Raw genomic sequence first — 22,383 nt, forward strand, 5'->3', positions numbered from 1 at the left:
CTATTGAGTCTTACTCATCAGGCTCAATAGTACTTGTAAGCCCCTTAGAACGCAGCATTTCACTATAAAACTCAGCGTGTTCTAACTCACAAACAATCACCAAACCAACGCCCGCATTATGGGCCTGCATCATAATATCGACTGCCTGCGGCACTGAAAGACTGGGCACAGTCTTAACCAAAGATTCCACTACATACTCCATAGAGTTGAAATCATCGTTGTGCAGTAAAACCCTATAGCGAGGAGCATGCTGCCGCTTATTTGACGTAACTGTCTTCTCAATTGTCCCAGTAGACACCATGACCTTATCCAATCGTTAATCAAGCAAATTTCTTTATGACAGACGGCTACCTCGGAGTGCCACTCCTAATCAAGCCACACACACTGTTTTTAATTTTAACCAGAACTTATCTAAAAACTCAGGCATAAACCTCTAAACAAAGCTTTGGATAAGGCATTGCACGTCCTTGAAAATTACCACAAGCTTTAAAAGCAACAAAGAAATAATCTAAGTAAATGTTTCTCAACACGCTTAATGGTAGTTTATTAGCTAATTTAACAAAATTTGAATTTTTTCATCTCCTAGAGCCATATAAATGGTCTCTTATCCATTTCTTCCCCTACAGGGTGATGGTTTGAGAATTTAGCTCACCTTGTATCGACCCATCTATAACGTTTTTATTGAAACTCCTTTTTCAACATGGTTAGCATAAACCCTGGGCAAATCGTTTACCTGGAATGTTTAGATCAGCGTCTCTATGCTGAGGCAATTCAATTGGCTGGTTCGGTACGCTTGTGGTGCCGCCCCTTAATGCTGGTATGCAATCTTCCCTATGGGTCTCGGCAACAGCAAATGATGATCGCAGAAGCCGCTGCCAAGCCCGAAACTTGTAACTTAGACCTCTACGATCTAAAAACAGCTCCTGACCTTGTCTGGCCGATGGATAGGTTCAAGCTAGCATTCGATACAGACTTTTTTGCTTTGCTTTTCTATCTACGGATCGCAGACAATAATGACTCTGAAGATCTGGCGAAGCAGCATTTTCAACACTTTCTGCACACATGTTGGAACCCTGGGAGCTCAAATAATGATGCTTCTCAGTCATCTACGAAGCTGCTCTCAATACGATAAAAAATAAGATTCAGTTTAATCAGTTTTGAATGGGTGCAACATTAGGGCAGTATCCATATCATTGATATCTTTGGTGCCAACTATCGAACAGTTGGCACTAACTTGATACGGCCTTCATCCATTTCACTCATCAGAAGTTCGAGGGCTTCATAGTCAACTTCTGATATGTAACCCAGGCGTGAAAGCTCGGAGTTGATTTGTTCTTCAATATCTGGAGTTAGCTGCTTTGTATAAAGAGCTTTCTCAACCAGGTGGCGAATAGCAAACGAGTGCATGATGACTTATAGCAGGCTTTGCATCAGTATTTACATTCCAAGGACCATTTTCCATCTGGAACATGGTTGTCACTACTTGGGGGTATCTCAAGTGAAACTTCTGGAGTTAGTTAACTCAGTGATCCACATCACCCAACATGCCAACCCAAGGGCATTACCCTCATGACGTAGCTGTTGCTACCGTTTGATGGAGCAACTTTCTGGAAACTTCAAAGAGATGGGCTAGACATTAAGATTCCACAAATAGGTGGTAGGCATCTGGGCAAGCTTAGATTTGCCAAGTTAGCTTCAACAACATATGGAAAGGTCGTAGTCAGACAATTAATTTAATCTAATCAAACTGATAGGAGACAGAATATGAATAGCGTTGAAACATCAGTTCAGGTTGTGCGACCTATGGGCGCTTTAACATCTGCCAACGCTGACGCATTTAAAGAGGAAATGCTAACTGCTATCACATCTGAAAGTGCTAGCGAGGTAGCGATCGATATGGCAGCAGTAGACAGTGTAGATAATTCTGGATTAGTCGCACTGTTGGCCGGATGTGACACAGCTAAGCGTCACCGGAAGCGGTTGAGCCTATGTGATGTTGCTCCTCGCGTACGTATCGTGTTTGAGCTAGCTCAAGTTGATCGTGCTGTTTTAATGATAGACAGTCAAGATTTACTGGCTGCTTAGATTGATTAACTGCAATTATTCTTGTTCCCTTCGGTCTTGATACATAGCTGATTGATAATGCAGGACCGCACAAATTTATAAATATCGCTGGCGAGGCGACGGTCAACATGTTGACCGTCGCCTCGCTATTATGAATTGGCTGTGCTTCTAGTTAGCGCTCTACCCACCAAGGCACAACATTCGCAGCACTTAAGAATCAGTTATAGTTTAGGTCTGAGTTGCTTTTTCCATTGCCGTGGCTATTGCTGTAGACCAACTGATTACTCCAGATATTGCTCGTCCTGCCCGTTATTTAGGTAATGAGTTAGGAGCAGTTAATAAACCATGGGAAACAGCTACAATCCGATGGGTTTTAACGTATCCAGAAGTCTATGAGGTAGGGGCCTCAAATCTGGGCCATATCATTCTCTACAGCATTATCAATCAGCAGCCTCGACAGCTCTGCGATCGCGCCTATCTTCCTGGTTCAGACTTGGTACAAAAGCTGACAGAAACCGACACATCTCTGTTTGCTGTTGAGTCCCGTCGACCACTGACCGATTTTGATATTTTGGGCTTTAGCCTCAGTTATGAACTGGGTGCCACCAATATTTTGGAAATGTTGACCCTGGCAGGGATTCCTCTTACTTGGCAAGAGCGCAATAGCGATGGTCTCTGGAACGAATCTAGCTGGCCCATGATTTTTGCAGGTGGCCAAACCGCCACGTCTAACCCTGAACCCTACGCCGACTTTTTTGACTTTATCGCCTTGGGAGATGGCGAAGAGCTATTGCCAGAAATTGGTTTAGTACTTGAAGAAGGCAAAACAGCAGGAATGACTCGACAAGAGATCTTGCTAGATCTGGCCCAGGTGCCAGGAGTCTATGTGCCCCAGTTTTACGACATGGCCGATGATGGCTCAGTACATCCCAATCGAGAGGATGTCCCTAAGCGCATTCTCCGTCGAGTCGCCACCCCGATTCCCGACTATTCCATCGGGTTAGTACCCCATGTGCAAACTGTCCACGATCGGCTCACCATTGAAATTCGCCGGGGCTGTACCCGGGGCTGCCGTTTTTGCCAACCAGGAATGCTGACACGACCGGCCCGTGATGTTGCGCCTGAAGAGGTAATCGACACTATTGAACGGGGGATGCGGGCAACAGGCTACAACGAATTTTCCCTACTTTCTCTCAGCTGCTCAGACTATTTGGCGCTGCCTGCAGTAGGTGTCGAAGTGAAAAATCGACTTAAAAACGACAATGTGTCCCTGTCTTTACCCAGTCAGCGAGTCGACCGATTTGATGAAAATATCGCTCACATAGTCGGTGGCACCCGCAAAACTGGCCTCACCTTTGCCCCAGAAGCAGGCACACAGCGCATGCGGGACATTATTAACAAAGGCCTGACTAATGAGGAACTCCTGCGCGGCGTTAAAACTGCCCATGAGCAGGGCTGGGACAAGGTAAAACTGTACTTCATGATTGGTCTGCCAGGGGAAACAGATGTCGATGTGCTAGGCATTGCTGAAACTATCCAATGGCTGCGACGGGAATGTCGTATCAAAGGCCGGAGGTCTTTGAATTTCAACATTACGGTTTCTAATTTCACCCCCAAGCCCCATACTCCCTTTCAGTGGCATTCTGTTTCTACTAGCGAGTTTGAACGGAAACAAGCCATGCTTCGGGAAACATTTCGGTCAATTCGTGGAGTCAAGGTCAACTTCACCGATGTGCGTATTTCGGCCATGGAAGACTTTGTGGGCCGAGGTGATCGACGACTGTCGAAGGTGGTCCGTCGAGCCTGGGAGCTGGGGGCAGGTATGGATGCCTGGTGGGAGAGCCTAGAACGAGCTTTTAATGCTTGGACTCAAGCCATTGAGGATGCTGGCCTCACCTGGAAGTATCGCCAGGTTGAGCAGGGAGAATGGAATCTGGGAGAGTCTTTAGAAAACGAGAGTGTAGATCAAGCAGAGAATGCGACTCAAGTAGAGAATCTGCATCGTTGGCAAGTGGCAATGGATGCTCCACTGCCTTGGGACCATCTAGATACAGGCATTGATAAAACTTGGCTGCAAGATGACCTTCGCCGCGCAATGGCAGCAGCCATCGTGCCTGATTGTTCCTTTGAAGGCTGCTCCCATTGCGGCGTGTGTGGCACTGACTTCGGCCATAACATTGTTATTCCACCCTTACCGATTCCTTCCTTCGAGGGCCATAGCAAGCCCAAATCTGAGCGGGTGCAACGGCTGCGGGTGACTCTCGGCAAACTAGGGGACATGGCACTCATTGGCCACTTGGATTTGGCCAGAATGCTTGACCGGGCTGTCAGACGAGCTGCTCTGCCAATTTCGTTTACAGGAGGCTACCATCCTGGCCCCCGTATTGCTCCAGCAAATGCTCTATCCCTTGGCGCAACCAGCACAGGAGAAGTAGTTGACTTCGAACTGACTGAGCAAATGGACCGTACTGATTTTAGACAGCGGCTACAGGTACAGCTATCAGATAGCCTGCCTATTTATGACGTTCAGGAAGTCGATATCAAAGCTCCATCAGCCACTAAAGCCCTCAACCAAGCTGACTATTTACTAGCCATCACCACACAACAAGAAGGACAGGCTCTGAATTGGCAGGCGTTGATTGATCGCATCCTAGCCACAGATGAAATTATTGATACCCATACAACAAAGTCAGGCAAGGTCAAGCAAATCAACCTCAGAGAACGATTGCATACCGTAGAAGTAGTCGGGACTCTACCCTCTCATTTGCCCAGCAGGGTTATTCATAAGCTAACGACTACAGGGGATGTGGTTATTCGATATGTAGGCAGCTGCCGGAATGATGGCAATATGCTGCGTCCCGAGCAGATGCTGCGTATGCTAGAACGACAACAGGAAGATGCAACCGCTTCTTCGTTAGTATTAGGCCATGTGCATCGCCAACAGTTAATTCTGACGTAAAAGCTCAAGCCATTAGTAAAATCCGTGGAGAGACGTTACATGCAACGTCTGTACATCTAAGAATTGGAATGTGCTAGACATGAAACTTATGGTGTGGTCAGCGATTTCAAGCCTGTATCTATTGTTGCCTGGGCCCTATGCTGTGGCACAATCAGCAGCAGTGCAGCGCATAGACTGTCAGCTTAGTGCTGAGCGCCCTAGAACAGAAGATAGCTCAACGGACAACACACAGTCTCCTCGGGTATTACTGGCAGAAGATTTAGAGGCCATGTGTCAGCTCAATGGCCAAGAGCCCCGGACAGATGATGGCGCGATCGCAACTGACGACAATCCATCCCCTGAACATTTTTCAATTCCGAGTTTGTGGTGGCAGCAGCAGGTAGTAGGAGAAGCTATCAACAGCCGCCTAATTGATAGCTGGAGAGCCTATGGAAACACTAACCTAGACAGCGGAGCCAGCATCCAGACCGAGGGATCTACCCCCCATGTGGATATCATCGTCAACGGTCAGCTTTGGCCATTATTAAATTATCTAGAACGATATTCACTCATCAATCAGTTTGGAGAAAGCACTAAGGATTACGGCTATCAGCTGAGGGTATTCACTGGAAATCGCTTGGTCGGGTTACATGTATGTGATTTTTCGGACAGAAACGCCGCAACTAATGAAGCAACTTACACACCACAATGCGTTGTCGAGCTGAACTATTTTGGCCAGGGCGCAATCCGCGGTAGACGGCAGCTTTAACCCTCGGCCTCAACGCTCAATAATGTTTCTATATTTGTTTGCCCACGTCTTGATAGCGGCAACAGAACCTCTCCATGACCGGGTACCAATAGCGTCTGCTGAGATAGCTGTTCAGGCACCTTCACATCCGGCAAGAAAAATGATGGAGACACCCCATAGCTAGACACAGAAATTTCAGTCGCAATCGGCATCTGCCAGCAAAACTCCATCCAAGCTTGGGCCTCTTCCGTAAGTTTTGCGTTAGTCGGAGCAACCCACAAATCACTCGTTAACACCGTTCCTTCTTGAGGATGAACAGCACCTAGCCGTCGATAGCGTACTAGCGTCGCTAAAATATCACCGCTCCACCCCACCGCCAGCCAAACATCTTCATTCACCAGGGCCTTTAAATACGCCTGAGAATCAAACACTTTAACCTGTCGATAAAGGGCCAGCAGCTGCTCTTGAACATCATCTCGAAGCAATGCGGCTTCATCATTGACGGAATATCGGAGTGCTTTTAGGACAATGGCAATTGCCAGTCTAGGTTGATTGGGCATCGCAATGCGCCCGGCTAATTCAGGCCGCCACAGATCTGCCCATTTGGTAATGGGCTTATTATTGGTGTTGGTTTGAAAGATGGGCTTTTGATAAGCAATCATCAATCCTTGGGTGCGATAGGGAACAGCCCAGAGCTTACCGCGCTCACTGGAGTACCCCTCACGATCACGGCGCAGCAATTTTTGCCAGGGCTCAGGCAAGGCATAGGCCAAGGGAAAGTCTGGTAATGGTTGAATTAAGTCCTGACGAATTGCATGCTCTAGCCAAGGATCGCTCAAGGTCACAAGATGAGCCCCCACGGGTGGGGGCTTTGTTGCATCTTGGCTGGATGAGTGACCGATGGGAATCAACCGTCGCCACAGGGGGGGAGTCATTGGGGAACGAGCCTGCCACCACTGCAACTGTTGATAAATATCAATGAGATTAAGCTCAGACTCAAAGTGAGTTAGTGTGTCCCGACTAAAGGCTTTTAAGACTTGAGCGGGCACCGATCGAGCCAGCACTTTTACTTTTAAGGAGGCAGACGCACTGGAACGACAACTGGCAACAGCAGTCCCTAACCCCAGCAATCCCAACATTACCGTGCGTCGTTTTACCATCGTGCTTTGCGAAACTGCCTATCTAACCTAGCTTAATAGGTGAACACCATCCAATGTAGAACACTAAAAAATTGCGAATCTTGCGATCGCAAAAAAGAGGGCAAGGTTTGACAACCTCACCCTCTTATCACGGTTTAATAACAAAGGCCCTAACAAAGAACCCACTCAAAAATTAGTCAAAAGTAGCAGGTGCAGAAAACCGGATCTTACCAGCACCCCACATATCACCCATGACCTTGGGTTGTAGCAGAATGTAACCGGCAATGGAAACCAAGTCGTCTTCAGTCAGGCTTCGCATCTTCGGGAAGATATCAGTACTCTGGGTACTGGGGTGTAGCTCAGAAATTTCAGTCAACCCATCATAGGTAGTTGGGTTATGCAAATAATCAACTAGAGCTTCTAGATTGTTACGATTGGGATAAGCACCTTCTAGAGCTTCAGGTTCTAAACCAACGTTTGGATTGGTCTTGGTGATACCTTGCACATGACAAGTTGCACAGGCGTAATTAAACTTTCTCCGGCCCTGGGAAACCTGCTCTAGGGAAAGCACAACTGTGTCACCCTGCTCATTCAGGGGAATGGTACGGATATTTTCATCCAGCTCAGCCGCCATCGCGTTGCCACCTACAAATAGGTTACCGACAAGAAAAACAGCCGCGACCACCAGCCAAATGCACTTTTTCAACATGATTCTCCTCGAAATGGATCGCCCGTAAAAGACGCAACACAGCACAAAGCCATAAGCCCAATAATCAGGCTAAGCTCGCGATTTGCAGCTATCTGATAAATAACGTCCAAGTTGTAATCTACAGCTCCTGCAATGGAAAACTATAGGTGTGGACGTGGACAAAATTTATTTCAGGTAGCCAATAGTTAATACCTATCATGCCACCGATAGGGTCAATTCCCAAGACAGTTAAAAGCTTGACTATATAACCGGTTTGATCGGCACAAGGTGACCATTGGCAACTCTATCGAGTGATACATGACTCAGCGAGGCAGACGCTACAGGCAATTTATGTAAGCGAATCAGCTGCGCAATGGTGTCTTTTAGCTGGGTACGCGGCACAATTTTATCGATAAATCCATGCTTAAGGAGATATTCTGCCGTTTGAAAGTCGTCCGGTAGCTTTTCTCTCAATGTCTGTTCCACCACACGACGCCCTGCAAAACCAATGGTCGCTTTTGGCTCAGCCAAGATAATGTCGCCCAACATGGCAAAACTGGCCGTCACACCTCCTGTAGTGGGATGGGTCAGAATTGGCATGTAGAGTAAACGGCTGTCACGATGACGTTCCAAGGCAGCTGAAATTTTAGCCATCTGCATGAGGCTTAACATGCCTTCTTGCATACGCGCCCCGCCTGAGGCGCAGACAATCACTACAGGTAACTGCGCCGCAGTCGCATGCTCAATTAAACGGGCAATCTTTTCACCGACAACTGAGCCCATGCTACCGCCCATAAAGCGAAAGTCCATAACGCCCAAGGCAATTCCTTCGCCGTTGATCTGACCAACACCGGTTTGCACACCATCGTTGAGATTGGTCTTGCTCTGCATATCGCGCAGCCGATCACTATAGGCTTTGCGATCGCGAAATCGCAAGGGATCCTTAGGTTCAATTTGCTCATTCAGAGGTTGCCAAGTATCTGTATCGATCAGCTGTACGATCCGCTCATCACTAAAGACACGGTAATGATAGTCACATTCCGGACAAACCATCTGGTTAGCCCGCAAATCCTTGGTGTAAGTCAGCACCCCACACTGATCACACTTAGTCCATAAACCATCGGCAATTTCGCGTTCCTGACGATCTTGGCTAATGGGGCTTTCTTTCTTACGGTTTGCAAACCAGTCAAAGAGGGACATAGACCCTGTTCTCGATACATAGCGTTCTCCAATCCTACCGGCTCGCCCACCCCCCTGGAATAGTCCATAGAGATTTTCTTGTTGCCATAGATTACAAATGGCCTTCAAAAAAAAGCCCCAAATAGGCCTGTATCAATGCATTCCCAAAAAATACGCTAATTCCTGCACCGAAGGCTAAAAATGGTCCGAAGGGAATAGGTTGGCGACGATCTAGTACTCCCAACGCTATCCCCAGCCCACCACTCATGGCACCCATAAACGAAGCCAGTAGCATACTCAGCAATAATCCCTGCCAACCTAACCAGGCTCCTAACATAGCTGCCAGCTTGCCATCGCCCCCACCCATCACCGTCTTACCAACCGCAACGGCCCCGAGCAAACTGATGCCATCAAATAACCACAGCCCCAAAATACTAGCGCCAACACTGGCGACCAAAGCTGAGGCCACAGTTTGCTCAGGAGTTTGCCCAGTCGCCAACAGTACTTGAGCTAGCCAGCCTAGACACACACCTGACATCGTCAATGCATTAGGCAGCGTGAGCGTATCAATGTCAATTAAAGTGAGCGCCACTAGCCAGGTGGTTAAACCCCAATAAATAGGCGTTTCGAGGTTCCAACCAAATCTGAGAAATAGAGCGATATACAGCAGACCACTCACCAACTCCACCAGGGGATATCGCATCGGGATCGACGCTCGACAATATCGACAGCGTCCACGCAGCCACAACCAGCCCACCACTGGCACATTGTCATAGAGCTTTAGACGGGTGAAACAGCGGGGACAGCGAGAGGGCGGGGACAGGAGTGAGATTCCAGCTGGCAACCGATAGATAACAACGTTCAGAAAACTCCCAATGGAAGCCCCTAGAACAAAGACAAATAAATAGATGACCAGGCTGTCTAGCATCTAGTGCAAGCCTGGCTCCAATTGAGTTAAAGGGATAAAGCTCTCGTGGGGCAACAGCACAGGCTTGGGACCAAAGATAAGCTTGCCACGGCGGGTAGTGCGGCCAATGGCCACACCAATGGGACGCTCTACCACCTCAGGATGCACCTCATAGTAGGTGCGATAAATGTGACGGGCAGCCCGCAATAGTGCGGGGTCTAACATTGACGATGGAGACCTTAAGTTCAGCGGGCTACGGCTCAGCCCGGTTGCTGCCACGCTGGGGTGCACTGCCGCCTCACCATGGCTACTGTACTCTGGTCGCTGTAAAGATGACACGACTGAATACTCCCTCTAGCTCGATAGTACGTATGTGATGGAACTGACCTGAATTTATAACGAATTCAGCAATTCATTTGCTGAAGATACCCTATGTCTGCTAATAGAAACAGCCCTGCCACTATTCAGTACAACAATACTAGCTATCATCTATGGATTGTGCCAGGATTTTTCAATCATGGCTAAACTAAGGCGTGCAGCAAAGCATCACCCATCGCCTTACAGCCAACAGCGGTCATTCCTTCGGCCATAATATCGCCTGTGCGATAGCCCTGAGTGAGCACGGTATCTACGGCAGTTTCAATCATGTCAGCGGCTTGGGGTTGGCTTAAACCGTAGCGCAGCATCATGGCAGCACTGAGCACCTGGGCCAAGGGATTGGCCTTATCTTGCCCAGCAATATCAGGAGCTGAGCCATGCACCGGCTCAAACACACCAGGTCCTGAAGCCCCCAGACTAGCAGACGGCAACATGCCAATACTGCCAGTGAGCATCGCCGCCGCATCCGAGAGAATATCACCAAATAAATTGCCGGTAACGATGGTGTCAAATTGTTTGGGCCAGCGCAGGAGTTGCATCGCCGCGTTATCTACATACATATGGGAGAGTTCCACGTCGCTGTAGTCACTGGATAAAGCAGTGATGCGATCGCGCCATAGCTGCGACACCTCCAGCACATTCGCCTTATCTACTGAGCACAGGCGGCCCTGGCGTTTTTGAGCAGCTTCAAATGCAACCCGACCAATGCGATCAATCTCGGCACCTGCGTAGGCCATGGTATTGACCCCCCGCTGATCGCCATCAGCGTCAAACACCCCTCTGGGTTGACCAAAGTAGATGCCACCAGTCAATTCGCGCACCACCATAATGTCTACCCCTTCTATCACCTCATGCTTGAGGGAAGAAGCATCGATGAGTTGGGGCAAAATCGCCGCTGGTCGTAAATTAGCAAACAACTGCAACCCTGCTCGCAATCCCAGCAAACCCGTTTCTGGCCGTTGTGCACGGGGCAAAGAATCCCACTTGTATCCTCCGATCGCCGCTAGCAATACCGCATCACTTTGCCGACAGGTATCAAGGGTTTCGTCTGGAAGCGGACAACCGGTAGCATCAATGGCACAGCCACCAATAGGTACTTCGGTAAAGTTAAACTGAATATCTAATTTGGCACCAACGGCCTGGAGGACATCAACTGCAACGGCTGTAATTTCAGGCCCAATGCCATCACCGGGAAGAAGGGTAATACGAAACTGCTGGGTCATGGAGACTTAAGTCGAGATCTTGGGTGATCGAACATCATATTGTAAGCATGGCATAGCACTGGAAACGATCGGGTCGTGGTTGACTACATCTATCTTCATGGGTTTGCATCGGGGCCACAGTCCTTTAAAGGAACATGGTTACGATCGCGTTTGCAAACCCACAATATTGACCTCCAGTTACTGGACCTAAACCAGGGGGATTTTAGCCATCTCACCCTCACTCGCCAAATCCATCAAGTTACCCAACAGCTGCACGGGCCTACCATCCTGATCGGGTCAAGTTTAGGGGGTATCGTAGCAGCATGGGTCACCCAGCAATCTACCTGCGTTGAACGGCTCATTTTGCTGGCCCCCGCCTTTCAATTTTTGCACCAGTGGTTACCCAAACTGGGCACAGAACAACTAAACAACTGGAAATCGAACGGCTGGCTATCGATATATCACTATGGTCTAGATACCCAGCAGCAATTGCACTACGACTTTTTAACCGATGCTCAACGCTACCCAGATAGTCAACTTAAAAAGTCGATCCCTACTCTCATTCTTCACGGCCAACGAGATGAGGTCATTGCTGAGGATGCCAGCCGACTCTATGCACAACATCGCCCTTGGGTCACCCTACAGTCTTTAGATACTGACCATGGTATGGCCGATGCAATGGAAGATATTTGGATCGCCATTCAGGATTTCTGTGCACTGTAAACCATTTATGCACTGTAAGCCGTTGCCGATTAAGAGGACCAATCGCTTTGATCAGCAAAAATGGCACAATAAAAAGTCTGCAATCCATAGGTTTTTCCATGCTGCCTTTCTTGCGTGCTGATTTGTCTAATCTCAAGGCTTATAAGCCACACCCCCCAATGCCAAAGCCCTATGATCAGCTCGACACGAATGAGAGCCCAATTGATCTACCTGATGACGTCAAAGCATCCCTAGCGGCGTCTTACCAGCAAGCTATTGCCGCCAATCGCTATCCAGATGGTGGGCATACAGCTCTAAAGCAAGCCATTGCCAACTATGTCGCAGAATCGAGTGCAGAGTCAGTAATGGTGGCGGAGAACAACATCTCAGTAGGGAACGGGTCCGATGAACTGATCCGGTCATTACTGATTGCAGCCGCCCTTGGTAACGGGTCTATTTTGGTCGCCAGCCCCACATTTTCCATGTACGGGATCTTGGCTCAAACCTTAGGCATTCCGGTTATAGATGTCGGTCGTCGAGAGAACTTCTGCATCAATTTAGAGAAAGCCCAAACTGCTATGGAGCAACACGCTATCCGAGTCGTGTTCATGGTGCATCCCAACTCCCCTACCGCCAATCCTTTAACCACAGAGGAAATTGCATGGCTCCGACAGTTACCTAACGATGTTCTGGTGGTTATTGACGAAGCCTATTTTGAATTCAGCGGGCACACCCTTGTCGCCGATAGCCTCAGTCGTAGCAATTGGGTTGTGTTGAGAACCTTTTCTAAGGCTTTTCGTTTGGCAGCCCATCGAGTTGGCTATGCAGTCGCTCAACCAGCTCTGATAGAAGCGCTTGAAAAAGTTCGATTGCCCTACAATCTGCCCAGTTTTTCCCAGGCAGCAGCATTGGCAGCTTTGGTCCATCGAGCATCACTTCTAGCCGCTGTACAGGTCACCATTGCAGAACGTCAGACAATGGTCGACTGGCTCAAACAGCAACCGATACTAACCCTATGGCCTAGTGCAGCAAACTTTATCTATTGCCGTTTAAGTGAGCAGGGTCGATCTCAGTTGGGGATGTCCCAAGCCGAAGGTCTGCAGCATATCTTCGGCACTTTGCGTCAGCAAGGAACCTTAATTCGGTATACCGGAGGGGGTTTACGGATTAGCCTGGGCACACCTGAGGAAAATCAGCGGACACGAAAAAACTTGGAGGCTATTAGTGAACCGTTAACCGCCCATGCCTAGGCGCACTCGCCTCACCGTTTGAGGTAAAACTCCTACCATCAGGGCAAAGGCTTCATTAGGCACGTTGTCGATAGTGCTCTTATCAAAATAAGTTTTGAATTGGTCCAAAATCATTTGAGCCCGGTCAGTAGAGCGCGGCTGATCCGTGAAATTCTGGGTGAGACGAATCCACTGTAGGCGGATTTTTAAAGCTTTTTGATGCTCTTCATGATCATCGGGCTCAACCAGCGACAGGTTACCCAGCGGAATAATCTTATGGCAGCCTTGGTCAAAGTCACCACCCACTGCTGCACCAGGGCCGGCAAATTCAGCATAAAACTCTCGAAAAATAATCAGGCCGTTGCGACGACGACTATTGACGACCAGTAAATCGCCACGATTTATTTTTTTGAGCAGACTGTCAACAGCTAGCGTTTCATTCACAGGCACATTAGAACTTGAACCGAGAGGCTGCTTAGCTCGCTCAGCCCACCACTTTACCGTACTATCTTCTAGATGCATAGCATTGCCCGAGGACGGTTTCGCTTGCACATTAAAAATATGGGGATGTTTTCTTCGGCCAAATCGTTTGACCGAAGATGAGTAGAGTGAAGGTGGATTGGATTGAGCATCCATCATTTTAGAGCGTCTACCTGGGGGGTAAGGTAATCCAGACTAATTACTCTTATTTGATACGAACACGATCACTTTCGTGCAGGAAATCAGACGAGTTTTATCCAGTCTTTGATAGTTACCAGTCCCTCCTCATACTCACTACATAAAAAATAATATTTATCAGGAGGATATGGATAATTTCACGGTATGAGGGGCGACAAGCACTGTATCCAAAGTGCGTTAAAACTCTTGAACATACTTACATAACAACGTTTTTAATATTCTCTAAGAAATTGCTATTTGTAGTAGTTAAATGCTCATTAGTGAAACAGTTCTTTAACCATCATTTGCTTTCGCTGCCATGGATGCTGACTATGAAGCTGATAGCCAATTTTGTGATACAAGGCAATCGCTGGCGGATTATCAGTAGCAACATGTAGGTAAAGTTGCTGACATCCCCAGTTTTTGCCAATGTATTCACAGGCTAGGAGCATTTGCTGAGCGAGGCCACGACGCCGATGTTGCCGTTCGACAGCAACATTGGCGATATATGGACGACGGGGCTGTAGTGGTTGCCATAGTTGCGATCGCAATGAGATTTCCACCGTCCCAACAATTGCAGCCCCAGCAGACTTATCAATGACGACCAGGCAGCCATACTGATTAGACGAGTGCTTCAGACGGCGCTTGATATCTTCTTGAATACCCATACGCATCAATGGGTACAACCATCGATTACAACGATGTTGAGGATAGAAGCTGGTTAGGAGTAACTCCACTAGTTGAGATAAATCTTCGGGATAAGCAGGCCTTAGCCAATAGTCTTGAGGCAGAGTATGGACTCTGTCCCAGTTAAGTCTGGACATGGTGAGCAGCTTGCCCGCTAGGGAACTCTGGATGGGTGATAGGACCATTCAACCAGGTAATGCCCACATCGTAATTGATGGGTGTCTTAGTTGATTTTTTGTTGATTTTATCCATGGTTGGAACCGTGGTCCCAGGGCGCACTACATTTCTGCAGTTATTCAATACCCACAGTCGATTAGAGAAACCATAGGGTGCATGTCCAGTCCAACCAGCAATCGACAAGCCCACACCACAAAACCCAAGATCTTAGTCGTCGACGATGAACCTGACAATTTAGACCTGTTTCATCGAACGTTCCATCGAGAATTTCAGATACTACGGGCAGAGAGTGGTCACGCCGCATTAGAGAGTTTAGCCCAGAACCCAGATACTGCAGCGATCATCTCAGACCAGCGCATGCCTTATATGAGTGGCACAGACCTGCTGCTCCAAGTTGCCCAGCATTATCCCAACACGATCCGCATCATGCTGACCGGCTACACCGATGTGGAAGATCTGGTGGATGCCATCAATACAGGCAAAGTATTCAAATACATTACTAAGCCTTGGGAAGAAAAAGATTTAAGGGTCGTTGTTCAGCAAGCGATCGAAACTCATTCTATCCTCATCGCCAGAACACGAGAGCTGGATCGCATCGTTGAGCAAGAAACCCTGCTAAACGAAATTACCCGCACTATTCGCAGTGCTGAAACCTCCGAAGAGATGTTGCAGGTAATCCCTCGCATGTTGGGCTCAGCCTTTGCAGCTGACTACTGTGCACTTCGCCCTTTGTATAACCTCCCTAACCAAATACAAAACTATTGGACCTATCAGGCAGATTCAGCTGCGCCATTAGATGACCAAACACTAACAGATACCGCTATTGATACGGATAGCCTGCAAATCTTCACAGCGCCAGACATTCCGGATCACAAGGTGTATCAACTCTTAGCGCCTTACTCCACTGTTCTTATCCCTCTAACGAGCAAACGCGAACCTCTGGCAATCCTGGCATTACATCACTGTCAGCAGCCTAATCATTGGCAACCAGAGAAGCTTAAGTTACTAGGTACCCTGGTGGCTCAAGCGGCATTGGCTCTGGCTCAAGCATGGACCCACGAGCGGGTACAAGCCCTGGCCCAACGGGAAGTGTTAATCAACACCATCACCCAGGCCATCCACAGTAGTTTGGAACCCAAACAAATCTTTTCGGCCATTACGCAAAAACTAGGGCAGGCCCTGGAAACTGATGGCTGTACTATTTCCTTATGGACCCAAGACGATGACTACGTAGACTGTGTAGGGCTTTACGACGCCCAACAGACCAAAATTTTGACCCTGCCTAAGTCCCAGGCCAAAATTAGCGAAAATCCAATCTTGCAAGAGCTCTTAGTCAGTCGCTCTCCCGTAGTCTTTGATGATTTATCCAAGGCCACAGCCCATACTCCCGAGCACCTATCGATCCAATCCCAGGCAACTGCATTACTGGTAGTGCCTCTAATTACGGATGGCCAGATTATTGGCAGTATCAGTCTGCGTCAGAGCCAGCCTCGCCAATGGCATATGGAAGAAATCAATTTGGCTCAGGCAGTTGCCAATCAAGCGGCCATTGCAGTGCAGCAGGCACGGTTATATCAAACGACTCGTCAACAGGCGGAGCAATTGCTGGCATTAGACAAACAAAAGACGACATTTTTTCAGAACATTTCCCACGAGTTTCGCACCCCCCTCACCCTCACCATTGGGCCTTTAGAATCAGCCGTAGAAAACGGCACAGGCTTGCCCTTTGATCAGTCGGTTATTGCCCTGCGTAATTCACGACGGTTACTGCGCCTCGTCAACCAATTACTTGATCTCCAGCGTCTTGATGCTGGGCAGATGCAGGCTACGTTCTATCCCTGTGACTTTGACCAGGTGATAAAAAGTGTGGCTGAGTCATTTCAGGCTTATTGCGATCGCAAACACATTACTCTCACCACTCAAATCCAACCATGTTCATCGGTCTATCTCGACCTCGAAAAATTTGACAAGGTGCTTTATAACATCCTGTCTAACGCTGTGAAATTCACACCAGCAGAAGGCTCCATTCAAATCACCCTCAATACCTTTGAAAACCGCTGCTATCTTGAAATCGAAGACACCGGCATTGGTATTCGTAAAGAGCAGCTACCCCACATATTTGAACGATTCCAACAGGCTGACGGCTCTGCTAGCCGCACCCATGAAGGTACAGGGCTTGGCTTGGCGCTCGTGAAAGAGTTAGTGGAGCTCCACGGTGGACAGGTGCGAGTTTCCTCCACCTATGGAGCAGGCACTATGTTTACGATCGAACTCCCCATGGGAGCTGACCATTTACCCGTTGATCGTGTCAGCAAAACCTTCCGCACACTGGAGCCACGCCGCGCCGCAGTTGAGCTAGCGGATCTCCACAACCAAGTTGTCGATACAGCAGCAGCAGAGGTTCAGAGACCAAAGGCAGCCCAGCCTCAGTCCATAGACCTCTCCCAAGCCAACCCACCAGCACTGGACAAAAACATTCATATCCTTGTGGTTGATGACAATCCTGACTTGCGCAGCTATGTGGCTAGCATCTTGAAACGTCGGGGATATGGCATCAGCACCGCTGACAACGGAGCCACTGGATTGGAGATAGCCCGCAAACGGCAGCCGCATCTGATTATTACTGACCTGATGATGCCCCAAGTCTCAGGCATAGAACTGATTCAGCAAGTACGTCTGGATGCAGCTCTACAAGGTACGCCGATTATTTTACTCACCGCCAAAGTCGATGACGACACGCGACTAGAGGGCGTTGAGCAAGGTGCAGATGCTTACATATCAAAACCGTTTAAGGACCGCGAATTGCTGGCAGAGGTGCATAATCTCTTAGCGCTTAAAGCCAATGAACATCGGATCGCAGAACTCAATCAGTACCTGACCGAATCGGTACTTAAGCGATTTTTACCGGCTTCTTTGGTCAAAAAGGCAGCCCATGGTGACCTACAACTGAATCTCAAACCCGAACCCCGTCTCGTAACGGTGTTATTCAGCGATATTGTAGGATTTACTCAGTTGTCGAACACATTGAGATCGCGGCGGGTTGCCGAATTACTCAATGAATATTTTGAGGTCATGACCCATGCCATTTTTGCCAATGGTGGCACCGTGGATAAGTTTATGGGTGATGCGGTTCTGGCCCTATTTGGTGCTCCAGAACGCTTGAGCCCTAATGAACAGGTCATGCGTGCGATCGCAGCTGCTCGCCAAATGTATAAGGCCCTAGAAGACCTCAATCAACGCTGGAGCCAACAGGGCGTTCCATCAGTGAAATTTCGCTGCGGTATTCATCAGGGTACTGCCGTAGTTGGCATGTTTGGCAGCGCCCACAGAACTGACTACACAGCCATTGGCCCCAGCGTCAACATTGCCGCACGTCTACAGGAAGCCGCCGATGGTGAAAGCATTCTCGTATCTGCCGCTGTCGCCGACTACCTCGATGAACAAGAAATCGTTAAATTTAGTCCGCTACAGCTGAAGGGAATTGATGAAACGGTTCTGACCTTTAATGTGAAAACAAAGCTTTCAGAAGGACTGTTGAGTTCTTAGATATCAGAATTTTACAAGGGCCAAAAATTATTTGTTGTAGAGGCATTCCAGGTAACGCTTCTACAACAAATTCCCAAACCGTAAGTTCAACGTCAACCGTTTACCCTGTCGGCAAGCCGTAACTGTGCATAATATGTCGCATACGCTTTTTTGCCCGTGATACCCGTTTGCGTAGGGTGGCTTGGTTAGGAATATCTGTGTCCCCAAGTTCCACTAGACGGCTAGTGATTTGCTCCCATGACAGCTGCTCAATCGTTCGCCACACTAAGAGTTGAGCCGTATGGTCATCCTCGCGGGATAGTGCCCTAAGGGCTTTGTAAAGCAAATCAATCTCGTGACTCAGATCGATAGACTCCAAGACATATTCAGGCTCCGCACTGATGCGATACTCAATATCATCGTAGCTTTGGGATGCCTGTCGCTGGGCATGACGACTTTTCTCACGCACAATATTAAAAGCGGTGCGCTTTAACCAAGCATGGGGATTGTAGATAACTTCACCACTGCGCTGACGGGCCTTGCCCCGCAAATAAGCCTCAAATAAAATCTCATAGGGCTCGAACTGGTGCATCAGTCGAAACTGAAAAAGATGACGACGTACTGTAGCCAAGGTGGAATAAGCATAGGAATTGCCGCTACCTAAAATTTCTGAAAGGGCAAGATCCAAAACATCCAATAAAGGCAAGTCAGAAGGCAAGTCAGGTTGGTCAGGCATACCAATGAGCCAGGTGATCCTGTTATGAGTTGATGATTCCTCTTAATAGTGAAGAACAGCTTACCTCCGTGACATTCCGCATTGTGCCTACAATTGTTCAGAAATAGGTAAAGGCACATACCGGAAACTGTCATTTGTTGTACTGATTTCGGCGAATCGAGCAACCCTCTGAAATTGGATGTCACATGATCACACCCCCAGCCACTAACCCCTTAGCGACTCACCCAATAACTGCAATGGAGACCATCCCATGTTTAGCTACTCCAGTCCTCGCAATCTCGGTATTAACGATCAATCTCAGCTGCATCGCGATTTGATCCACACCTATTGTCAGTTGTCTGTGCAGCCTGCTCTCAACAAAAACGATGCAGATCGTTTGGATACCATTTTGGCAACTGCCGAAACAAATCCACTCATTAGCTTTCTCATTGATGAAGCTGATCATATGCTGGCTCACTTACAGAGTTGGATTGATGAAAACGATATTACTGACCAGCAGCAAAAATTGCAGACATGCCTGAATGAAGCATGGCTAAACGAAGCGTTCCAGGATTTAGCCCAGCGTCTGCAAAAATCCCAATGCAAAACTCTACAGCAATATCTTCACAAACACGGTTGTTATAACGGAGCCATTGATGGGGTGATGGGACAATCCACCCAAGCTGCCATGAAGCAATGTTGCGAACAGCACGGGCAACTGCCACACCCCTTACCTATCCATACCCCGGATATAGCATATTAAGAAAACCGCTATATTTCTCTCACAGCAAGGTGTTTTCCACTTTAGCCAGCCTTAGCTCACTGACCCAATCACTGTATTGACCACTACACTGACCGGTCACATATACACGGATGTCATCACTAGTAGATGAGTAAGCCTACTAGACTTCTTTGATGAATATCACGATGCAATCGAACATTCAATGTTTAATCAAACGTTACGAACAGGGTGAGCGCATATTTCACGGCTTGGACTTGAGTGGATGTGACTTAAGCCACTTACAGCTGCCTGAGATTGATCTCAGTTACAGCATTTTAAGTGAGGCCTCTTTAGTAGGCACCGATTTGGAATGGGCAATTTTGCGCGATGTTAACTTGACAAAGGCTAATTTGACCCAGGCTCATTTACATCGAGCTAACCTGCGGCGCGCTAACTTGACAACCGCCAGGCTACATAAAGCTGACCTCCGAGCAGCTGACCTGAGCGGGGCAACGATTATCGATACTGTTTTTGTGGACAGTAATGTTTGGGGTGCGGTGGCTCCAGATGGTAGTCCGCTACATCTGCATTAGACGGCAGACGCGACTACTCTACCCGCAGACGCCGGGTAACTACAATCAGACCGTCTTCACGAATCAGTAGCCCCGAAACCCATAGGTTATCGTCATCGGTGGGAGCATCACCGAGCTTAAATAAACCACCGGCCGATAACAGTTCTAGATCCAGGGGGCGTGGCGTAAAGAAATCTTCTTGTGTGGTCCCCTCATCTAACGCTGCACCTAGCAAATAACGCTCGCCTAAGGGTTCTTGAACAATGGCATCAAATCCATAACTTTCACCTGGCTGTACACGCTCCGGCAAAATCACCACAATCTCAGGGGATGTGGCACTAGAACTGAGCTGGTTACGCTCAGATAAAATTTCTTGGGATGTAATTTTATTTCCCGTAAACTGCTGGCGAGAGTGAATTACCGACTCCAGGCTTAGACGCCGAGGCATGGTCTGCGTGCCATCAATATAGGTGACGGTCTCAGCAACATAGCCACCATCAACTTCTTCCCATGACTGCAGTTCTACCCGATAATTAAGAGTCTCGTAGCGTTCCCATAGCTGCGGTAGCGTTGTTTCAAGGGTGGCATAGGTAAAGCCGTCATTATTTGTAAAACTGTCGGCATAAAATTCCATCACCCCATCTATATCTCGCTCATTAGAAGCAGATTCAATCTGCTCTAGGGCAGTAGTCAAAGCTGCTGGTGCGGTTTCTGGAGGAGCTGCTTGGGCAGTCAAGCCAAATACACTCATCCCTAGCACACCCAGTGAACATAACGACCAGTGGCAAGGGTGAATCATATGTAAAGTCCTCGATAGTAGTATCTGTGACAATTGAGGTTGGTCAAATTAAGCAAAAGGCATTATCTTAGAGCCGACTGGCTCAGTCTGTGCAATTGCAATCGCTGACCCATTGGTGCCGATTCAGCGGATAATAGCTCCTGGCTAAGTTATTGCTTAAACATACCCCTAAACCCAAGTCCCAATCTAGAAACAGTTATAAAGCCTAATTATTCAGGCCATTGTTACTGATGGATGGTCAGGGTCTTTCACATTATGGACGACAGACAAGGAAATGGTGAAGGCAATAAGCTTTTGATTGCTGCCAGTGGCACTGGCGGCCACCTTTTTCCTGCGATCGCAACTGCCGAGCATCTGACTGGGCCAATTGAATGGCTTGGTGTGCCCGATCGTTTAGAAACTGAACTTGTCCCGGCGTGCTACCCCCTCCATACGGTCCGCATGGGAGGCGTTCAGGGCAAACTGGGGTTAGGGACTATAAAACTATTTGTCCAGTTTGCACAAGCCACGTTGGCAACTCGGCGACTACTACAGCGAGGTAACTTTAAGGGCGTCTTTACCACTGGTGGATACATTGCGGCACCTGCCATCATTGCCGCCCGCAGTTTGGGGTTACCCACTGTGTTGCATGAGTCCAACGCCATGCCGGGAAAAGTGACTCGTTGGCTGAGCCGCTTGTGCTCAATAGTTGCTATTGGATTTAAGGAAACCCGCCAGTATTTGCCTAAACAAGCGCAGACAGTCTGGGTGGGGACACCAGTGCGATCGCAGTTTTTGACTGACAGTCATGCCAGTCTCCAGGATTTCTCCATCCCTGACAATGTCCCCTTAATCGTTGTGATTGGTGGCAGTCAAGGCGCTGTCGCTGTAAATAAGCTTGTACGGGCTGCAGCCCCAGCCTGGTTGGAACAAGGTGCCTGGGTAATTCATCAAACGGGCAACAATGATCCAGACACCGAGACTCTGAACCACCCTCAATACATTCATCGTCCATTCTTTAAAAATGTAGCCGCCCTTTTTAAGCGCTCCACCCTAGTGATTAGTCGGGCCGGAGCTGGCACATTAACGGAACTAGCCATGACCCATACCCCATCTGTCTTAATTCCCTACCCCTTTGCAGCAGACGACCACCAAGCTTATAACGCCAACGCTTTTGGCACTGTCGGAGCGAGTAAGGTATATCGACAGTCAGACCTTGATGGCGACACGTTGCAAAAGTGGGTCTTAGCACTCCTGGAAAATCCAGCAGAATTGGACTGCATGAGGGTTGCAGCAGCAGCTTTAGCCGTCAGTGACAGCGCAGAGCAGGTGGCAAGCCTGCTGCAAAAAACAATGGAATGATGATGCCCCACTATC

23 protein-coding genes are annotated in these 22,383 nt (G+C 48.3%); 10 read left to right on the plus strand and 13 right to left on the minus strand.

The window, feature by feature from the left end:
• Positions 1–10: 10 nt before the first annotated feature.
• The gene (gene clpS, locus SPB21_RS23710; protein ID WP_006516948.1) at positions 11–301 is read right to left on the minus strand and encodes an ATP-dependent Clp protease adapter ClpS; all 291 of its coding nucleotides are present in this window, start codon (positions 299–301) and stop codon (positions 11–13) included.
• Between the two features lie 399 nt (positions 302–700).
• On the opposite strand from clpS, the gene SPB21_RS23715 reads away from it, so the two are divergent.
• The gene (locus SPB21_RS23715) at positions 701–1,132 is read left to right on the plus strand and encodes a hypothetical protein (protein ID WP_163659948.1); all 432 of its coding nucleotides are present in this window, start codon (positions 701–703) and stop codon (positions 1,130–1,132) included.
• 80 nt (positions 1,133–1,212) lie between these two features.
• Here SPB21_RS23715 and SPB21_RS23720 read toward each other — a convergent pair whose 3' ends face one another.
• Positions 1,213–1,407 (minus strand): hypothetical protein, encoded by a 195-nt coding sequence (locus tag SPB21_RS23720; RefSeq protein WP_006516950.1) that lies wholly within the window; start codon positions 1,405–1,407, stop codon positions 1,213–1,215.
• 357 nt (positions 1,408–1,764) lie between these two features.
• On the opposite strand from SPB21_RS23720, the gene SPB21_RS23725 reads away from it, so the two are divergent.
• The 3 genes from SPB21_RS23725 to SPB21_RS23735 all read left to right on the plus strand — a co-directional run bounded on the left by SPB21_RS23725 (position 1,765) and on the right by SPB21_RS23735 (position 5,771).
• Entirely contained in the window at positions 1,765–2,085 is a 321-nt protein-coding gene (locus SPB21_RS23725; protein WP_163659950.1) for an STAS domain-containing protein, read from the plus strand.
• A 235-nt stretch (positions 2,086–2,320) separates the two neighbouring features.
• Positions 2,321–5,023 carry a TIGR03960 family B12-binding radical SAM protein gene (locus SPB21_RS23730; protein WP_499867851.1) on the plus strand — a complete coding sequence of 901 codons (2,703 nt, stop codon included), beginning with the start codon at positions 2,321–2,323 and terminating at the stop codon, positions 5,021–5,023.
• Positions 5,024–5,102: 79 nt separating this feature from the next.
• Entirely contained in the window at positions 5,103–5,771 is a 669-nt protein-coding gene (locus SPB21_RS23735; protein ID WP_163698686.1) for a hypothetical protein, read from the plus strand.
• On the opposite strand, the gene SPB21_RS23740 is transcribed toward SPB21_RS23735, so the two are convergent.
• The 6 genes from SPB21_RS23740 to leuB form a co-directional block, all read right to left on the minus strand.
• Positions 5,768–6,910 (minus strand): extracellular solute-binding protein, encoded by a 1,143-nt coding sequence (locus SPB21_RS23740; RefSeq protein WP_163659956.1) that lies wholly within the window; start codon positions 6,908–6,910, stop codon positions 5,768–5,770. The genes SPB21_RS23735 and SPB21_RS23740 overlap by 4 nt on opposite strands.
• Positions 6,911–7,082: 172 nt before the next feature.
• Positions 7,083–7,598 (minus strand): photosystem II cytochrome c-550, encoded by a 516-nt coding sequence (gene psbV, locus SPB21_RS23745; protein ID WP_006516955.1) that lies wholly within the window; start codon positions 7,596–7,598, stop codon positions 7,083–7,085.
• Between the two features lie 240 nt (positions 7,599–7,838).
• Positions 7,839–8,777 carry an acetyl-CoA carboxylase, carboxyltransferase subunit beta gene (gene accD, locus SPB21_RS23750; protein WP_490793161.1) on the minus strand — a complete coding sequence of 313 codons (939 nt, stop codon included), beginning with the start codon at positions 8,775–8,777 and terminating at the stop codon, positions 7,839–7,841.
• 91 nt (positions 8,778–8,868) lie between these two features.
• On the minus strand, positions 8,869–9,684 hold the full coding sequence (locus SPB21_RS23755; RefSeq protein ID WP_006516957.1) for a prepilin peptidase: 816 nt from the start codon (positions 9,682–9,684) through the stop codon (positions 8,869–8,871).
• Positions 9,685–9,942 carry a hypothetical protein gene (locus SPB21_RS23760; RefSeq protein WP_006516958.1) on the minus strand — a complete coding sequence of 86 codons (258 nt, stop codon included), beginning with the start codon at positions 9,940–9,942 and terminating at the stop codon, positions 9,685–9,687.
• A 242-nt stretch (positions 9,943–10,184) separates the two neighbouring features.
• Positions 10,185–11,264: a 3-isopropylmalate dehydrogenase gene (leuB, locus tag SPB21_RS23765; RefSeq protein WP_499867852.1), complete on the minus strand. Its 1,080-nt coding sequence runs from the start codon at positions 11,262–11,264 to the stop codon at positions 10,185–10,187.
• A 75-nt stretch (positions 11,265–11,339) separates the two neighbouring features.
• On the opposite strand from leuB, the gene SPB21_RS23770 reads away from it, so the two are divergent.
• Together SPB21_RS23770 and SPB21_RS23775 are read left to right on the plus strand one after the other, a co-directional pair.
• Positions 11,340–11,966: a YqiA/YcfP family alpha/beta fold hydrolase gene (locus SPB21_RS23770; RefSeq protein WP_163659963.1), complete on the plus strand. Its 627-nt coding sequence runs from the start codon at positions 11,340–11,342 to the stop codon at positions 11,964–11,966.
• A gap of 98 nt (positions 11,967–12,064) precedes the next feature.
• A complete protein-coding gene (locus SPB21_RS23775; RefSeq protein ID WP_499867853.1) occupies positions 12,065–13,195 on the plus strand; it encodes a histidinol-phosphate transaminase in 1,131 nt (376 codons plus the stop codon).
• Here SPB21_RS23775 and SPB21_RS23780 read toward each other — a convergent pair.
• The 3 genes from SPB21_RS23780 to SPB21_RS23790 form a co-directional block, all read right to left on the minus strand.
• Positions 13,178–13,813: a hypothetical protein gene (locus SPB21_RS23780; RefSeq protein WP_250564681.1), complete on the minus strand. Its 636-nt coding sequence runs from the start codon at positions 13,811–13,813 to the stop codon at positions 13,178–13,180. The two genes, SPB21_RS23775 and SPB21_RS23780, sit on opposite strands and share 18 nt — an antisense overlap.
• Before the next feature lie 296 nt (positions 13,814–14,109).
• The gene (locus SPB21_RS23785) at positions 14,110–14,655 is read right to left on the minus strand and encodes a GNAT family N-acetyltransferase (RefSeq protein WP_163659967.1); all 546 of its coding nucleotides are present in this window, start codon (positions 14,653–14,655) and stop codon (positions 14,110–14,112) included.
• Positions 14,642–14,770, minus strand: coding sequence for a hypothetical protein (locus SPB21_RS23790; RefSeq protein ID WP_284681700.1), 129 nt, complete (start codon positions 14,768–14,770; stop codon positions 14,642–14,644). Before SPB21_RS23790 ends, SPB21_RS23785 begins: the two co-directional genes overlap by 14 nt.
• 81 nt (positions 14,771–14,851) lie before the next feature.
• Here SPB21_RS23790 and SPB21_RS23795 point away from each other — a divergent pair, with 81 nt between their 5' ends.
• Positions 14,852–18,241: a response regulator gene (locus tag SPB21_RS23795; RefSeq protein WP_499867854.1), complete on the plus strand. Its 3,390-nt coding sequence runs from the start codon at positions 14,852–14,854 to the stop codon at positions 18,239–18,241.
• Positions 18,242–18,341: 100 nt separating this feature from the next.
• Here the strand turns inward: SPB21_RS23795 and SPB21_RS23800 are convergent, their stop codons facing one another.
• Entirely contained in the window at positions 18,342–18,956 is a 615-nt protein-coding gene (locus SPB21_RS23800) for an RNA polymerase sigma factor (RefSeq protein WP_163659971.1), read from the minus strand.
• 250 nt (positions 18,957–19,206) lie between these two features.
• Here SPB21_RS23800 and SPB21_RS23805 point away from each other — a divergent pair, with 250 nt between their 5' ends.
• Positions 19,207–19,698: a peptidoglycan-binding domain-containing protein gene (locus SPB21_RS23805; RefSeq protein ID WP_163659973.1), complete on the plus strand. Its 492-nt coding sequence runs from the start codon at positions 19,207–19,209 to the stop codon at positions 19,696–19,698.
• 164 nt (positions 19,699–19,862) lie between these two features.
• On the plus strand, positions 19,863–20,249 hold the full coding sequence (locus tag SPB21_RS23810; RefSeq protein WP_006516967.1) for a pentapeptide repeat-containing protein: 387 nt from the start codon (positions 19,863–19,865) through the stop codon (positions 20,247–20,249).
• 13 nt (positions 20,250–20,262) lie between these two features.
• Here the strand turns inward: SPB21_RS23810 and SPB21_RS23815 are convergent, their stop codons facing one another.
• The gene (locus SPB21_RS23815) at positions 20,263–20,979 is read right to left on the minus strand and encodes a DUF8623 domain-containing protein (protein WP_250564682.1); all 717 of its coding nucleotides are present in this window, start codon (positions 20,977–20,979) and stop codon (positions 20,263–20,265) included.
• Between the two features lie 303 nt (positions 20,980–21,282).
• Between SPB21_RS23815 and murG the strand changes: the two genes are divergently transcribed.
• Positions 21,283–22,368, plus strand: a complete 1,086-nt coding sequence (murG, locus tag SPB21_RS23820; protein WP_163659977.1) for an undecaprenyldiphospho-muramoylpentapeptide beta-N-acetylglucosaminyltransferase — start codon at positions 21,283–21,285, stop codon at positions 22,366–22,368.
• The last annotated feature ends 15 nt before the right edge of the window (positions 22,369–22,383 follow it).

The sequence above is a fragment of the Leptothoe sp. ISB3NOV94-8A genome, assembly GCF_043421595.1.
Taxonomy (GTDB): Bacteria; Cyanobacteriota; Cyanobacteriia; order Phormidesmidales; family Phormidesmidaceae; genus Leptothoe; species Leptothoe turfae.